We start from the raw sequence: 16,010 nt of genomic DNA, 5'->3' as shown, positions 1-16,010 counted from the left end.
TTTCGCAGGAATGACATAAAAACTAGCCAATAATCAACTATGACCCCAATTTATTACATTAAAGACGGTAACTTAAGTTTTGCGGATAAAGTAATTTTATCTGATTTAGAGCTTTATTTGTACAAAGGCGATAAGATTTGTCTTATAGGACGTAACGGCTGCGGGAAATCAAGCTTAATGAAAGTAATATCAGGTGATTATGAGCTAGATAACGGTGAATTATTTCAAGATCCTTTAGTTACAACCGGTTATTTAAGACAAGATATTTCTATAAAAACTCATCTAACTGTTTATGATTTTGTCTTACAACAAACAGATAGTACAAAAGAAATAGATAAATACCAAATCGATATAATTCTAGAAAAATTACAAATCAACGGAACAGATAATTTATCCACCTATTCAGGCGGTCAACTGAGAAGAGCAAGCCTTGCTAAAGCTTTAATATTAGAGCCGGAAATATTACTACTTGATGAACCGACTAACCATCTAGATATTGCAACAATCGAATGGTTAGAAGAATTTGTTAAATCTTATAACGGTGCTATTATTTGCGTTAGTCATGATAGAACATTTCTCTCAAATGTTACTAATAAAATTTGGTGGCTTGATAGAGGAATTTTACGTAAATCTGATAAAGGATTTAAATTTTTTGATGAATGGCAAACAATTATCATAGACCAAGAAGAAGCCGCTCTTCGGAAATTAAATAAAAAATTATCTCAAGAAAATGAATGGTTAAATGCCGGTGTTACTGCTAGACGTAAGCGGAATCAAAAGAGACTTGCGGATTTGAAAGCTTTAAGAGCAATAACACAAGAACAGACTGCAAAACTAGCTAGTTCAACACAAAGAGTTAGGGCAGAGCTTGCCGGAAATATAGCTAAAAGTAAATTCATTATTGAAGCAGATAATATTACTTTTAGTTATAAAAATACTAAAATTATTGATAATTTTAGCTTTCGTGTAAAAAAAGGCGAGAAAATTGGTATAATCGGTGCAAATGGCGCAGGCAAATCTACCTTTATCAAACTACTAACAAAACAGCTTACCCCTGAAAGCGGCAAAATTATATATGGCGGTAATTTAGATATTTCATATTTTGATCAACATAGAGAAAAACTAGAACCTAATCATACATTACAACAAACTTTATGTCCTACAGGCGGTGATCAAGTATTTTTGCCAAACGGTAAAACCATGCATGTTGCCGGTTATTTAAAACAATTCATGTTTAATCCTAAACTACTTAATGCAAAAACCGCTATTCTATCAGGCGGTGAAGCCAATAGATTATTACTTGCAAAAATTCTAATTAACCCTGGAAATCTGTTAATTTTAGATGAACCGACTAATGACCTCGATATGGATAGTCTGGAAATTTTACTAGATATACTTGCAGATTATTCAGGTACTTTAATAGTCGTGAGCCATGATCGTGACTTTTTAGATAGGTTAGTTACTAGAACTTTAGTTTTCGCTCAAGGTAAAATTCATGATTTAACAGGAGGTTATGAAGATTATAAGCAGTATTTTACTACCTCTCCTATAGCCAAAAAAGCTTCAAAACCACTACCACTAACTTCTCAAAAAGAACCTCTAAATAAAAAGCTATCTTATAAATATCAGCGTTTGCTTGAAACATTGCCCAACGATATTGAAAAGCTAGAAATATCCATCAAACACTTAGAAAAAGAACTTGAAGACGTTAATCTATATTTAGATAATCCTCAAAAATATAACCGCATTACTAGCCAATTAATTAATGATAAAAAGAAGCTAGACGAGTTATTAAATCAATGGCTAGAAATACAAGATTAATTTTTGTTAAAATTTTCTTGACTTAATTATTAACTTTTGTTAACGTTTCTTGGCGTTAATATTAAAGATGATTAGCATGTATGTCTGATATAACAGCTACATTAAAATATAAATTCGATAATTTAAAAGAGCATCTTAAAAATTCTTATTCTCGCTCTCAAATAGAAATAATTCTAGAAGGATTGAGTAGTTTACAAAGCGAAGCAGCTTTATATGGCTTGAATTTTGACATATCCAATCTAAAAGAGAATGCTGAAGCTAAGCTCAAGAACTATGAAGTAGAACAATCTCTTGAGAAAGCTAGGAGTCAAGAAGAAAAATTTCTAAAATCACAAAGAACAATAAAACTTGCCGAAGAAGAAAAAGAAATCGCACAAAGAATTGCTGCACTTAATAATTTGCATAATGAATTTATAAAAAATATTACTAAAGATACTAAAAGAATTAAAGAAAGTAATAAACGTTTAGATAAGATAATAAATAAACTGGAAAAGGAAAACATTATTGATCATGAAGAGTTAAATCGTGAAATATTAACTCATGAAGAAATATTTAAACTAAATCAAGCGCATAAAGTATTACATGAAAACTATAAAAAAATAACTGAAAAACACAAACAAGCACATACAGAATTAAATGAATTAAATACAACGATAACGAATTTATCACAACAATTACAAGAAAAAGGCTTAGCACCACAAAAAGTTAAAGAATTAAAAGGAGAATTAGAATTTTACCAAGAAATGCTAAAAATACATAAGGCACATGTAGAGAAGATTGAAAATAGTAAAAAAATATTAGATCAAGAAATTATTAAACATGAAAAAGAACACAACATAAATAAAGATAAAATAAAGAAATTAGGAAGTGATATTAAGGAGCGTTATAAAAAAGAACCAGAAAAATATTTAGATGCATATGAAAAATATGTAGTTCTAAAAAATCAGCATAAAGCAATTAAGACAGACGGTGTTGTAAAGGATATAAAGCATCATAATAAAATACTAAATAAAATTAACGTGGATAAAACTAAATCTTTAGCTAATAAAATCAGAGAACAAACACAAGTAAAAGATACTAATACTAGGAGTTTATATCCTGCTCGTACTCCTAATATTAAAGTTACAAATAATAAAACGAGAGGAATTTAACTAAAGAGTAATATTATGTCTAAATTTAAAAATTTAACTCCTGAACAAAGAAAAGCAGCTTTAGAAGCTGCAAAAGTACAATTTGAAGCACAACAGCAACAACATAACGCAATATTTCAAGAAGCTATGCAAGCGAGTAGTCAAATCCACCAATATAATCAAGATTTAGGTAATTGTGTGGATAATGCTTCCAAAGATATCAAACTTGCCGGTAAAGCTTCTAAATACGGATGTGAAATAATATAACATTCTAAAAGCTGTAACTATATAGTTGCAGCTTTTGTATCATTTTGAATTAAGCTCGAAAGACCTATTGCCTGTATTTTTTCTGACAATTTAAAGCTAATCTCACCTGGAAATATTACATTCATTTGATCAAGTTTTAAATCTTTTAAAGATATTTGCATTGATTTTGTAATACTCGGTGTATTTGTATATTTAATTTCAAACCCCAAACGTTTTCCATTTTTAAAAATTAACAGATCTATTTCCGCTCCATTATGAGATGACCAAAAATAACATTCTTCGGATTCGGCTTTATAATATCTAATAATTTGTTCTAAGGCAAATCCTTCCCATGATGCACCTATTTTAGGATGAGTGCTTAAAGATTCATAATTATTTAAGCCTAATAAAGCGTGATATATTCCACTATCTCTAAAAAAGATTTTTGGAGTCTTAACTTGTCTTTTTTTAAGGTTTTCATACCAAGGCTGCAAAATACGGATCATAAAAGTTCCCTCTAAAATATCTAAATAATGCTTTGCGGTATGATATGAGATAGATAAAGAATTTCCAAGTTCTGAAGCATTAAATATATTAGCATGATAATGGCAAAGCATTAACCAAAACCTACGTAACTGCATAGACGGAATTGTAAAACCTAAATTTGGTATATCTCTTTCTAAAAATGTTTTAATGTAATTCTGACGCCATAAAGCACTTAACTCTTCATCATCTGCAAGATATGATAAAGGAAATCCGCCGCGTATCCATAATTGCTGAGTACCTGACACTTCAGATAAGGTAAACGGTGTCATTTCAATATAACCTATTCTACCTGCTAGTGTTTCAGAACCTTGTTTAATTAAGTCTCTTGATGCACTGCCTAGTACTAAAAATTTAATATCAGTTGTATCAACAAGAACTCTTAAAATAGGGAATAGATTCGGTTTATACTGAATTTCATCAATAATAACAAATCCTTTTAAATCAGACAAAGCAAGCATCGGTTCATTTAATCTTGCTAAATCTAAAGGATTTTCCAGATCAAAAATATTGATTTTAGGAATATTATAAGCTTCTACGAATTGTTTAGAAAGTGTAGTTTTTCCGCACTGCCTTGGTCCTAACAAGGCACAAACTTTATGAGTTTTAAAATGTTTTATTATTGATGAAAGGAATTGTTTTCTAAGCATTTAAATTAGTACCATGAAAATTAGAAACATAACGTCTAATTCTCAGTATAGAAAGAAAAAACGACAAAGTCAAAACGCTTTTTCTCGTTCTGCAACTATAATCGCATGTATTTTTTTAAGCGTCTGGTCAAAGTCATCGTTAGTAACTACATAATCATACTCATTAGCATGTGATATTTCGTTTTGTGCCGACTGCATACGTAATTTTATTGCTTCTTCATTATCGGTCGCTCTATTTCTTAAGCGTTGTTCCAATACTTCAATATTAGGAGGCAATACAAATATAGCAACAACATTAGTAGCATTTTTCTTAATACTCCTTGCTCCTTGCCAATCAATATCAAACAAAACATCCAAGCCTTGATTTAATAACATTTCGACATATTCTTTAGGCGTACCGTAATAATTATCATATATTTTAGCATATTCAAGGAATTTATTCTGCTTAACTAATTTTTCAAACTCTAGATCGGTCTTAAAGTAATAGTGTATGCCCTCTACTTCTCCTAAACGTGGTTTTCTTGTAGTTGCCGAAATAGATAAACGCAAATTATTATCTATTTTCAATAATGCTTTAGCTAAACTCGACTTACCTGTACCTGAAGGGGAAGATAAAATTATAATCAGTCCTTTAGAGTTCCTCGAAAGTTCTACTTCTAGAGGTAATTTAGACGTCGCTGCGGTGCTACGTTCCATGTCTCCTTTAAATTCCTCTCTATAAGCGAATTTCTGAAGAACTCTTTTATTTTTTATTGTCATATTTTATGTTTTATTGCGTAGGTACAGCATATTTCAGAAAGATTTAGACAAGATGAATTTAAATGCGAGCCTGCAAAAGCAGTAGGTAAACTATGTGAGTACAGGCGAGTCATGCAAAATTCGCTTGTATCAAGCTTTATGAATTATTCTGTACTTTTCTTTTTATTACCTCATCCATAGTACAATTAAAATATTTTGCTATTTTTAAAATAGTATCTATTTCAGGGTTGAATTCACGATTAGCTTCCGCTCTCATAATTCTGCTAACAGTCGTATAAGGGATATTAGTGACTTCGGCAAGATATTTACGATCTATCTTTTCTTGTTTTAATTTTTCTTCTAAAAATTCTTTTACTTTAGTAGCAAGTGCCATATTAATAACCTCTGAATAAATAAAGGATAGATATATACAAAGTGTGTCGAGTATTACCAGCCTTGTTACATGGATCGAAAAGCCTACTCAATGTCATTCCCGCGTAGGCGAAAATCTAGTAAAACCATATAAAAACTTGTTTTTATATGGTTATTTTATCAAACATATAACTTCTGTAGCAATATTGAAGTTATTTTGCTGAATTCCCACCTACACGGGAAAGTTTTGTTGCGTGGATCACTTTCACCTCTGTCATCCCACGACTTGATCGCGGGATCCAGTTAAAAATACTAAAATTATTAGTATTTTTTATTGTTTTTTGGACCCCGTGGTCAAGCCACGGGGTGACACACAGGGGATTGTACCGGCCCATGCAACAAAGCCCCGATTCTGCGCTAATGACATAGAGTAAAAAAAAACAGAAATTACTCCTTAGGCAATAATACTTGTACAAATTCTGTTTTAGATAGATCAGCTGCTACGTTTACCATAACATCATGTTCCGTAACTTTAGACACATAGCCCACTAAAATACCTGCAGGATAAATATTACCGTGTCCAGAGGTTACTATCTCCTCATCTTTCTGTACTAAATGATTGTTAGGCAAGTATAAAATTTTACTATTATTATTATTACCTGCTAAAATACCTTGTTCTCTTGAAGAATTAGCTTGAATAGGTATTCTAGAATTAACATCGCTAATTAACATTACTTTAGCATAATTATTACTCACTTCTATTACTTTTCCTACTAATTTTCCTGAATTAACAACGATTTGATCAGGTTCAATGCCTTGCTTTTTACCTGCAGAAATCAAAGCAGTTCTAGAAAAGGGATTAAAGGAAATACTCAGTAATTTAGTAGTAATATATTCAAATTCTTCTTCCTCAGCAATCGTTAACAAATCTTTTAATGCAATGTTTTCGGCTCTTACCGCTTCTACTTCACTTTGTAAATGTTGTAATCTTGCTATTTCAAGTTTAAGTTCTATATTTTTTCGTTCTAAATCTTGAAAATAAACAAATTTTTGTGTTATTGAATTTATATATTCAAATATATCGTCATAAACTGCTAAACCAATTGATACTATACTACCGGTTACTTCAAGTGATATACTAGATATTTTTTTAGGTGTAGTAAAAAATAAATATACAGACAATCCAAGCCCAAATATAACAAAAAAACGCTTAAGAGTATTTGATATTATTCTTATTAATTCTAATGAATTTGAAGAATTTTTTACTCTATTTGCAAGTATTGCCATTTTTAATCCTGTTTAAATAGTACATGTTTTAGCTTTGTAAAATCTTCAAGTACTTTTCCTGTTCCAAGTGCCACACAAGAGAGGGCATCATCTGCAACTATTACTGGCAATTTAGTGGCTTCACTAAGAACAAAATCAAGATTTCGTAATAATGAGCCGCCGCCTGTTAAAACAATTCCCTTATCAACTATATCTGAAGATAATTCAGGAGGTGTTGCTTCTAGTGCTACTTTTACCGCTTCAACAATTTGACTTACCGGTTCAATTAGACTATCAGCAATTTGTCTTTCGTTCAATATCATTTCTTTAGGAATACCGTAAATTAAATCACGTCCTTTAATTTCCATCTTTCTCGGCTCAGCATTTTCATCTACATAAGCCGTACCTATTTCTTGCTTTATCTTTTCGGCAGTAGCCTCACCTATCAATAGGTTATAGTGCCTTCTTATATATGAGATAATAGCTTCATCCATCTTATCACCGCCGACTCTTACCGACCGTGCATATACTATGCCCCCTAGTGACAAAACTGCAACTTCAGTAGTGCCTCCTCCAATATCAACAATCATCGAACCGGTCGCTTCCGTTACGGGTAGCCCTGCTCCGATCGCTGCCGCCATAGGTTCTTCAATTAAATAGACATCCCTACCCCCTGCACTTTCTGCTGCTTCTTGGATAGCACGACGCTCAACCGGCGTAGAACCGGAAGGCACACAAATAACAATTGTCGGCCCAAAAAAAGAGCGACGATTATGCACCATTCTAATAAAATACTTGATCATTTCCTCTGCACCCTTAAAATCGGCAATAACACCGTCTTTTAAAGGTCTTTTTGCTTCAATATCCGTAGGAGTACGCCCAAGCATCATTTTTGCTTCATGACCATAAGCATAAGGCACAAAAGCACCGTCTTTTTTTATTAACGCAATAACAGAAGGTTCCCTTAGAACAATTCCACAATTTTTTTGATAGACAATAGTATTTGCCGTACCAAGATCTATGGCCATACCGGAAGCAAACCCTTCCAAAAATTTCATTATCATTTTATTTTTTCTCTCTAAATTCTAAAAACACTTCTATAGAACTGTTAACAAAATAAACAGTCCCATAGTAAATAAAAATTTAATATAGACGAAGTTTAATTTGAAAAATTGGCATCGTCGCTTCTCATTTTTGATCCTCACGTAGTATTCTACGCTGCGGTCAAAAATTCCGAGACTTCTCACTCTTTTCCAAATTAAACTTCGTCTATATTAAATTTCTTTATAATGTAACATAATAAAGTTACTAATAAAAAATATTAACATACTAGGTAATAAAATAGCAGCAATTAAAGACAAATTATTATAAGTAAGTATTTTTAATAATATTTCTGATAACGAATATGCTATAAAACCTGAAAATAAACCTAATAGCAGTATTTTTTCTTGGGAATTATCACGCTGTTTAAGACTAATAAAACAACTTGCTAAAATTACGGTTGCCATCATCATTATAGGCTTAAATAATTGCTTGTAATAATAAATTTGATAATTAATAACCGGTAAACCTGAATTTAATAATTCATTAATTAATTTAGGTAAAGCCCAAATAGAAACCATTTCAGGACGAATAAATTTATTTACTAAACTATTAATTGATAAATTTGTCTGTATAGTTAAATTATTGTAAGCCTTAGTTTCCTCTTTTGTGAAAACCTTAACTCTATTTAAATGTAACATTTTATTTTCAATAATACCGTATAATGCATCAATTCTCTTTAAAAAAGAATTATTATGATCAACAAATAAAATTGTAATATTATTTAATTTTTTCTCGGCAACATTAATAAATTGTGTTTGGATAATTTGATTTTCATCATTTAAAGCTTCAAAAAATAATAAGCCTGATTTAGATATTATACCCTCACTCAAGGCTTTTTTAGTTAGTTTTGCTTCTAATAACTCATATTTTTGTAAGCTTATAGTACCGATAGGATTCAATATAGTCGTAAAAACTATACCTAACATTAAAGTTGCAATACATGGAATAACAAGCACTTGCCAAATATGAATACCGCTAGATAACATAGCCGTTAATTCATTATTTTTTGTTAGATTTCTAAGAAAAAATAACATAGCGGTAAAACTAATTAACGAAGATACTTGACCTAGTAAATAAGGAATCTTATATAAGATAAGTCTCCAAAAAAAACTAAAAGGAACATAAATATTCTTGAATTTTTGTAAAAGATCAAAAATATTTGAGATAATTAATAGCCCGATTAAAAGAAATAATATAATAAAGAAACACTTAAAATATAATTTAGTAAGATACCAAGAAAGTGTTTTTAGATTAATCATTATAAATTCAGTGCTAATGCGAATTTAAATAAGAATTTGTGTGGTGGGGCTGGTAGGACTTGAACCTACGACCACACCGTTATGAGCGGCGTGCTCTGACCAACTGAGCTACAGCCCCTTTTCATTTGAAATTTATATAATTATTATGCAGTTAAGTCTAGTAAAATTTTTATATTTTGAGGTATCACCTAAAAAACAGGGCAATATGGTTCAGTTTTTTCGTCATTGCGAGGAAATTACAAAGTAATTGACGAAGCAATCTCAGGAGTTTGTTTTTATTTCATGAAATTGCCACGCAGCTTATGGCTTGCAATGACGATTTGGTATCCACGCATCAACGCTTTCGCAATAATAACATCAAGTTATAAGTAAAAAAAGGCCGAGTAGTAAACTCGACCTTTTAGGATACTATAATTAGTAAATAATTTTAGTGGTGTACAACTGTTACAGCTCTACGATTATAAGCAAAAGCTTCTTCAGTATTACCCATCATAGCAGGTCTATCTTTACCATAAGAGATTGTATTTAATCTGTTATGATCGATTCCTTTATGAGCTAAGAATTTTTTCACTGCTGCTGCTCTCCTTTCACCTAAACCTATGTTATATTCTTTGGCACCTCGTTCATCGCAATGTCCTTCAACAGTAACTTTTACTTCAGGATGCTTTGATAACCAGCAAGCTTGTCTCTCTAGTTCTTCTTTAGCCTTTGGTGATAAAGCAGAGCTATCAAAAGCAAACCATACTGCATTTCCTGCATGCTTCTCGAAATCTTTCATTAATGAAGTTTCTTCACCTTGGCTCATCATATTACCGTCAAATTGCGGTGCTCTTTTTGTTGTATTACACCCTGCAAGCACAAATAATGCAAGAAAAGCTAATGTAAGTTTTGTTTTCATAATTAAACTCCTTGAGATTATAATTTATTAATATTGAATTCATTTTAGCTAGTCATAAAACTAAACTAACCAAAAGCTATGTGAGGTTAGTATATATCATTATTTTATTAGTTTAAAGGCTAAAATATTATAAAATGCAATTACTCATGTATAAATGTGGTAAAAATATCATTTTTATAATACAATTTTATCCGTATATACTTTGGATAAATAGATAAATGAAGTTTAATGGGGCAAAGAGGAATCGATTTTGAAGCTTATAACCGCAGCGTACATAGAGGTACGTGAGGATTTGAGTACAGGATCAACGTACAAATTACCTCTAGCAGTAGAGTTTCCAAAGATATCTAATAAAACGAGTATATTCACCATCTAATGAATGCACTGCCCCAAGTAAGACCTGCACCGATAGCTGAAAATAGTAGAATATCACCTTTTTTTATTTTGCCTGATGCTTTGAGAGTACTCAAAGCAAGCGGAATAGAAGCAGCAGAGCAGTTAGCATGTTTTTCTACGGTTTTCACTACTTTATGCTCTTCTATATTTAATAGTTCAGCGAGTTTATTTATAATACGGATATTTGCTTGATGAGGTATAAAATAATCAATATCGCTTACACTGAATTGATTAGCATGCAGTAAATCTTTTATAGATTGTTGCATTTTTTCTATTGCATGACGAAATAATTTTTGCCCCTGCATAACTATTTTGCCACTAATACCGTTCATACTTACACCACCGTTTGTGTATAATATTTCATAATCAGCCCCGCTTGAGAAGATATTACTATCTATTAAACCGGAGTCATCACGACTACGCTGTAATATTACGCTACCGGCCCCATCACCGAATAAAACGCAAGTAGTCCTATCATTCCAATCTAATAACGACGTCATTTTCTCGGCTCCTATAAGCAAAATAGTTTTATATTTACCTGATGAGATAAGAGAATTTGCTACTTGTAAACCATAAACAAAGCCGGCACATACTGCTTGTAAATCAAAAGACGGTATATTAGTTAAACCAAGATAACCTTGAAGCTTAGAGGCAACCGAAGGAAAGCTATTATCGGGAGTAGTAGTACATGTAATAATTAAATCAATATCATTTACCGATATCCCTGCATCTGCTATAGCTTTTTCAGCTGATTTTAAAGCAAGATGGGAAGTATATTCTGTATCACCTGCTATATGACGCTGCGTAATACCTGTTCTTGTTCTAATCCATGCATCGTTAGTATCTACGAATTTTGCAAGTTCGTCATTACTAACTATTTTTGAAGGAAGATACCCGCCGCAACCAATAATTTTACAGGTCATAAATCTTTTAGGCTACTTCTTCTTCAGTTTTAATTTTCTTTGTTACTACTGGACGATTATTATAAGTACCGTCGACTAAAGAAACGTGATGCGGAAGCTTATATTCACCGGTTTGCGAATCAACTATTACGTTAACTTTGCCAAGTGCTAAGTGCGAACGTCTCATATTACGTCTTGATTTTGATGTTTTTTTCTTTGGAACTGCCATTATTAGCCTCTCTAAATATAAATTAAAAAGTATTTGTCAAATTAGTGAAGCAGTATATTATAATCCTGTAATAAAATCTAGATAAAATTAAACTTATGAAAATTTTTATAACATACATTTTTAGTATATTAGTCTTTTTTTCCTTAAGCGGCTGCAAAACTATCGAAAATAGAGGGCAATCCATAGATGATTCGGCACTTGTAAAATTAGAGTCTCAAAAACTAAAAAAAACAGAAGTCGTAGAGTTAATAGGTACACCTACTATGGTACCGGAATATTCCCAAAATACCTGGTATTATGTTGAAAGAGTTATGTCTCAAAGAGCTTGGCTTAATCCAAAAATTGAAAAGCAGAAGATAGTAAAAATTACGTTTGATGCTAATAATTTTATGCAGGAAGTAGTAGTAATAGATGATTCTCATAGACAAGATATAGAAATAGTCCATGAATATACTAGGACATATGGAACGGAACTTAACGGACTACAAAAATTTGTTAAAAATTTAGGTAGATTCAATAAAACCACTGATGGAAATAAACACAAAAGCAAAAATAAGAAAAAGAGATAAGTACCTTAATCATCATTGCAAGATGGCTTATCTGTGTAGATACCTAATCGTCCTGAGATTGCTTCGTCAATTACTTACGTAATTTCCTCGCAATGACGATTTGATACTCACGCAGGCGTAACACCAACACCCATAAAACAAAAAACTATCTAATATGATTTCGATATTTAGTAAATTAAAACGAAGTTTATCTAAACCTTCTAATAAAATATCGGAAGGTATCGACAAAATATTTTACAAGAAAAAATTAGATGCAGAAACTCTAGAAAAGCTAGAAGAGCTACTTATCTCAAGTGATATGAGTGTTTCGGTAGTAACTAATATTATTGAAGAGTTGAAAAAGGTAAAATTTGACAAAGAAATAGATAATGATACAGTAAAAGAAGCCCTTGCTAAATTAATAGAGCAGCAGCTATCAAAATCAGAAATTCCTTTTACCTTAAGCGAAAATAAATTAAACGTAATTTTAGTTTGCGGTGTTAACGGAGCAGGTAAAACCACGACTATAGGTAAGCTTGCTGCAATGTACTCGGCACAAAGGAAAAAAGTAGCAGTTGCAGCCTGCGATACTTTTAGAGCAGCTGCCGTAAATCAGCTAAGTACTTGGTCAGATAGAGCAAATGCACTACTTATTACCGGTGAAGAATCGGCTGACCCTGCAAGTGTTGCTTATCGCGGGATGGAAGAATCGATAAAACAAAATATCGATATACTTTTTATCGATACGGCAGGTAGGCTTCATAATAAGAAAAATTTGATGGATGAACTGTCTAAGATTGTAAAAGTTATAAAAAAACTAGACAAGAATGCACCCACTCATAGCGTTTTAGTCATTGATGCTATTACCGGACAAAATACTTATAACCAAGTAGAACATTTTAATGATGCTACTAATTTGACGGGGCTTATCGTGACTAAACTAGACGGCAGTGCTAAAGCGGGCGTAATTGTCGGAGTAGTACAAAAATTTAATTTACCCTTATACTTTATCGGTATAGGCGAGAAGATAGAAGACTTAAAAATATTCAACCGACATGATTTTGCTAAAAATCTAGTGGGGTTGTGAGGTTTTGCTACGTCATTGCCTGCACGAATATTGAGTCGTCATTGCAAGCAGCTGTAGGCTGCACGGCAATTTCATGAAGTAATAATAAACTCCTGAGATTGCTTCGTCAATTGCTATGCAATTTCTTCGCAATGACGATTTAATTAAAAATAAAATCATAAAATGACTCAAAAAAATACCTTATTGCTCATAGACGGATACGGATTTGTTTTTAGAGCCTATTATACACAACAGCCTTTAAATTCACCAAAAGGCGAGCCTGTCGGTGCTCTTTACGGTTTTACTTCAATGCTGCTAAAATTACTGAGCGACTTTAAGCCTCAACATGTCGCTGTAGTATTTGACAGCGGCGGGAAAAATTTTCGCCATCAGATTTATTCCGACTATAAAGCTAACCGCCCTCCACCCCCTGAAGATTTAATTGTACAATTACCTTTAGTTCGTGATGTTGCAGGTAACTTAAATTTTCCTATTCTAGAGAAGAACGGTTATGAAGCCGATGACATTATCGCAACCTTTGCTACTAAAACTGCTGCACTTGGCGAACATGTAGTCATTATCTCTTCCGATAAAGATTTATTACAGTTAATGACTGAACACATCAAGATATATGATCCGTTAAAAGGGAAATATATTACGGAGGATGATGTTGTTAAAAAATTCGGCACTACTTCTGATAAATTACGTGAAGTAATGGCTTTAATCGGCGATAGATCGGATAATATTCCGGGTGTGCCATCTATTGGACCAAAAACTGCAAGTAGTCTTATAACGCAATTTGGTTCTGTAGAAAATATATTTAACTCTTTAGACCAAGTCTCAAGCATAAAACAACGTGAAACTTTACAAAATTCAAGAGAAGCGGCGTTAATTTCATGGCAGTTAATAGGGCTTGATTCTAATGTTGATTTAGATTTTCAGCTAAATAATTTAAAATGGTCACCTCCAAATAGCGATAAATTAACAGGATTTTTACAGGAATACGGTTTTAGATCTTTATATAAAAGAGTAGAAAATTTATTGGATATTAAAATTAATGACCACAAAGAGATAGCAGATAATAAAGTAACGGAAATAAAAGAAATTAATAATGCTAATGAGTTAGCAGACTTTGCTAAAGAAGCCGAGAAAATAGGAATATTCGGGATATATTTATTACAGCATAAAGGAGCTAATCTTGCTTTTATTTTATCACTGCAAAACCAAAGCTATATTATTAAAATTTCAAACACTTCTCATGATCTATTTTCTTATAATACTCAAACTAATAACAACTGGTTTTCGGATATAATCTTCAATTTACTAACCGATAAATCCATAAAAAAAATTACTTACTCTCTTAAACCTCTACTTAAATTTTATGCAAACCAATCTCATGACATTACGGCTATAGAAGATTTAGAATTAATGCAGTATGCGTTATCTGCCGGCTTATCACAGAAAAATTTATTTAAAGAAGTTTTGAAAGAAACTTTGATAGAAAATATAATTATCGAATCAGCAAAAATAGTAATAAACTTTATCTCACTTTATAAGCAAACTATATTGGAGCTTAAAGACAACAAAACCTTTAGACTTTATAGCGACATTGATTTACCTATTTGTTTTATTTTAGATAAAATGGAGAAAGTGGGTATTACAGTAGATGCTAATTACCTAAAACAATTATCCGCTGAATTTGGAACAGAAATTCTAAAACTTGAAGAAGAAATTTTTGCTCTTAGCGGAACTAAATTTAATATTGGTTCGCCAAAACAATTAGGCGAAATCTTGTTCGAAAAAATGCAATTACCTTTCGGTAAAGCTTCAGCTAAAGCAAGCTCTTACTCAACGGGAGCGGAAATACTAGAAAAACTTAGTGAGCATGGATATAATATTGCAGATTTGTTATTAAGATGGCGGCAACTGACAAAATTAAAGAATACTTACACCGATAGTTTGCCGAAACAGATAGATAATATAACACATAGAGTACATACGACATTTTTACAAACTTCTACCACTACAGGAAGACTTAGCTCACAAGAACCTAATCTACAAAATATACCTATTCGCTCTAGTGAGGGGAATCAAATCAGACAAGCTTTTATTGCTGAAGAAGGTTATAAATTAATATCTGCCGATTATTCTCAAATTGAGCTTAGAATATTAAGCCATATCGCAAATATAGATGCACTAAAACAAGCATTTATCAATAAAGACGATATCCATACTCAAACTGCTTGTCAGATCTTTAACTTACAAAAACACGAACTAACTAGCGAACATAGGCGTAAAGCAAAAGCTATAAATTTTGGTATCATTTACGGTATAAGTGCTTTTGGGCTTGCTAAGCAATTAAACGCTACTAACGGCGAAGCATCCGAATATATCAAGAAATATTTTGCTGAATATAAAGGAGTGCAAGAATATATGGAGCAAACAAAAGCTTTTGCAAGTAGCAACGGCTATGTCACAAATTTCTTTGGCAGAAAATGTTTTGTACCTCTAATTCATGATAAAAAGCTTAAACAATTTGCAGAACGTGCGGCTATTAATGCTCCGATTCAAGGAACTAATGCCGATATAATTAAAATTGCTATGATCAATCTAGATCAAGAAATAGAAAAACGTAAACTTAAAACAAGATTAGTACTGCAAATTCATGATGAATTACTATTTGAAGCACCGATTGATGAAGTAGAAATTATAACACCTATTATTAAAAAAATCATGGAAAATTCTACTAATATGGATGTACCGATTATAACCGAAATTAGAGCAGGTAATAACTGGATGGAAATTCATTGAAGGTGTATCATTCCTAGCTAAAGGCGTCGTT

At 32.0% G+C, this 16,010-nt stretch carries 15 protein-coding genes, 1 tRNA gene and 1 pseudogene; 7 read left to right on the top strand and 10 right to left on the bottom strand.

Translation table 11 applies throughout. The features are described 5' to 3' along the window. Positions 1 to 39: 39 nt before the first annotated feature. The 3 genes from MCC_RS06665 (at position 40) to MCC_RS06655 (ending at position 3,218) form a co-directional block, all read left to right on the top strand. Positions 40 to 1,821, top strand: a complete 1,782-nt coding sequence (locus tag MCC_RS06665; protein ID WP_014409071.1) for an ABC-F family ATP-binding cassette domain-containing protein — start codon at positions 40 to 42, stop codon at positions 1,819 to 1,821. Between the two features lie 80 nt (positions 1,822 to 1,901). Next, complete coding sequence (gene roaM, locus MCC_RS06660; protein WP_014409070.1) at positions 1,902 to 2,972, top strand: actin-based motility regulator RoaM; 1,071 nt, start codon at positions 1,902 to 1,904, stop codon at positions 2,970 to 2,972. A gap of 15 nt (positions 2,973 to 2,987) precedes the next feature. After that, a complete protein-coding gene (locus MCC_RS06655; protein ID WP_014409069.1) occupies positions 2,988 to 3,218 on the top strand; it encodes a hypothetical protein in 231 nt (76 codons plus the stop codon). A gap of 17 nt (positions 3,219 to 3,235) precedes the next feature. On the opposite strand, the gene MCC_RS06650 is transcribed toward MCC_RS06655, so the two are convergent. From MCC_RS06650 to pal, 8 genes are all read right to left on the bottom strand, one after another. Next, positions 3,236 to 4,390, bottom strand: a complete 1,155-nt coding sequence (locus MCC_RS06650; RefSeq protein ID WP_014409068.1) for an ATP-binding protein — start codon at positions 4,388 to 4,390, stop codon at positions 3,236 to 3,238. Between the two features lie 69 nt (positions 4,391 to 4,459). After that, complete coding sequence (gene gmk / locus MCC_RS06645) at positions 4,460 to 5,149, bottom strand: guanylate kinase (RefSeq protein ID WP_014409067.1); 690 nt, start codon at positions 5,147 to 5,149, stop codon at positions 4,460 to 4,462. Between the two features lie 136 nt (positions 5,150 to 5,285). Continuing rightward, positions 5,286 to 5,522: a helix-turn-helix domain-containing protein gene (locus tag MCC_RS06640; RefSeq protein ID WP_004997409.1), complete on the bottom strand. Its 237-nt coding sequence runs from the start codon at positions 5,520 to 5,522 to the stop codon at positions 5,286 to 5,288. Between the two features lie 425 nt (positions 5,523 to 5,947). After that, positions 5,948 to 6,787, bottom strand: a complete 840-nt coding sequence (gene mreC / locus MCC_RS06635; RefSeq protein WP_014409066.1) for a rod shape-determining protein MreC — start codon at positions 6,785 to 6,787, stop codon at positions 5,948 to 5,950. A gap of 2 nt (positions 6,788 to 6,789) precedes the next feature. Next, a complete protein-coding gene (locus tag MCC_RS06630; RefSeq protein ID WP_014409065.1) occupies positions 6,790 to 7,830 on the bottom strand; it encodes a rod shape-determining protein in 1,041 nt (346 codons plus the stop codon). A 210-nt stretch (positions 7,831 to 8,040) separates the two neighbouring features. Further along, positions 8,041 to 9,129, bottom strand: a complete 1,089-nt coding sequence (locus tag MCC_RS06625; protein WP_014409064.1) for an LptF/LptG family permease — start codon at positions 9,127 to 9,129, stop codon at positions 8,041 to 8,043. A 41-nt stretch (positions 9,130 to 9,170) separates the two neighbouring features. Continuing rightward, positions 9,171 to 9,247: transfer RNA gene (locus MCC_RS06620), tRNA-Ile, on the bottom strand. Between the two features lie 309 nt (positions 9,248 to 9,556). Continuing rightward, on the bottom strand, positions 9,557 to 10,027 hold the full coding sequence (pal, locus tag MCC_RS06615; RefSeq protein WP_014409063.1) for a peptidoglycan-associated lipoprotein Pal: 471 nt from the start codon (positions 10,025 to 10,027) through the stop codon (positions 9,557 to 9,559). Between the two features lie 262 nt (positions 10,028 to 10,289). Between pal and MCC_RS11575 the strand changes: the two are divergent. Continuing rightward, positions 10,290 to 10,403: pseudogene (locus MCC_RS11575) on the top strand (palindromic element RPE1 domain-containing protein); the annotation flags it as partial. Here the strand turns inward: MCC_RS11575 and MCC_RS06610 are convergent. Both MCC_RS06610 and rpmF read right to left on the bottom strand, forming a co-directional pair. Then, positions 10,393 to 11,346: a beta-ketoacyl-ACP synthase III gene (locus tag MCC_RS06610; RefSeq protein WP_014409062.1), complete on the bottom strand. Its 954-nt coding sequence runs from the start codon at positions 11,344 to 11,346 to the stop codon at positions 10,393 to 10,395. The pseudogene MCC_RS11575 and the gene MCC_RS06610 sit on opposite strands and share 11 nt — an antisense overlap. A gap of 7 nt (positions 11,347 to 11,353) precedes the next feature. Continuing rightward, positions 11,354 to 11,554 (bottom strand): 50S ribosomal protein L32, encoded by a 201-nt coding sequence (gene rpmF / locus MCC_RS06605; RefSeq protein ID WP_014014787.1) that lies wholly within the window; start codon positions 11,552 to 11,554, stop codon positions 11,354 to 11,356. Positions 11,555 to 11,649: 95 nt separating this feature from the next. Here rpmF and MCC_RS06600 point away from each other — a divergent pair, with 95 nt between their 5' ends. The 3 genes from MCC_RS06600 to polA all read left to right on the top strand — a co-directional run bounded on the left by MCC_RS06600 (position 11,650) and on the right by polA (position 15,979). After that, entirely contained in the window at positions 11,650 to 12,123 is a 474-nt protein-coding gene (locus MCC_RS06600) for an outer membrane protein assembly factor BamE (protein ID WP_014409061.1), read from the top strand. Positions 12,124 to 12,277: 154 nt separating this feature from the next. Then, positions 12,278 to 13,189, top strand: coding sequence for a signal recognition particle-docking protein FtsY (ftsY, locus tag MCC_RS06595; RefSeq protein ID WP_014409060.1), 912 nt, complete (start codon positions 12,278 to 12,280; stop codon positions 13,187 to 13,189). Positions 13,190 to 13,351: 162 nt separating this feature from the next. After that, entirely contained in the window at positions 13,352 to 15,979 is a 2,628-nt protein-coding gene (polA, locus tag MCC_RS06590; protein WP_014409059.1) for a DNA polymerase I, read from the top strand. The last annotated feature ends 31 nt before the right edge of the window (positions 15,980 to 16,010 follow it).

Source organism: Rickettsia rhipicephali str. 3-7-female6-CWPP (genome assembly GCF_000284075.1).
Lineage (GTDB): Bacteria > Pseudomonadota > Alphaproteobacteria > Rickettsiales > Rickettsiaceae > Rickettsia > Rickettsia rickettsii.
The sequence above is the reverse complement of the archived record's forward strand: the minus strand, read 5'-3'. Positions and strand labels throughout refer to the sequence as shown.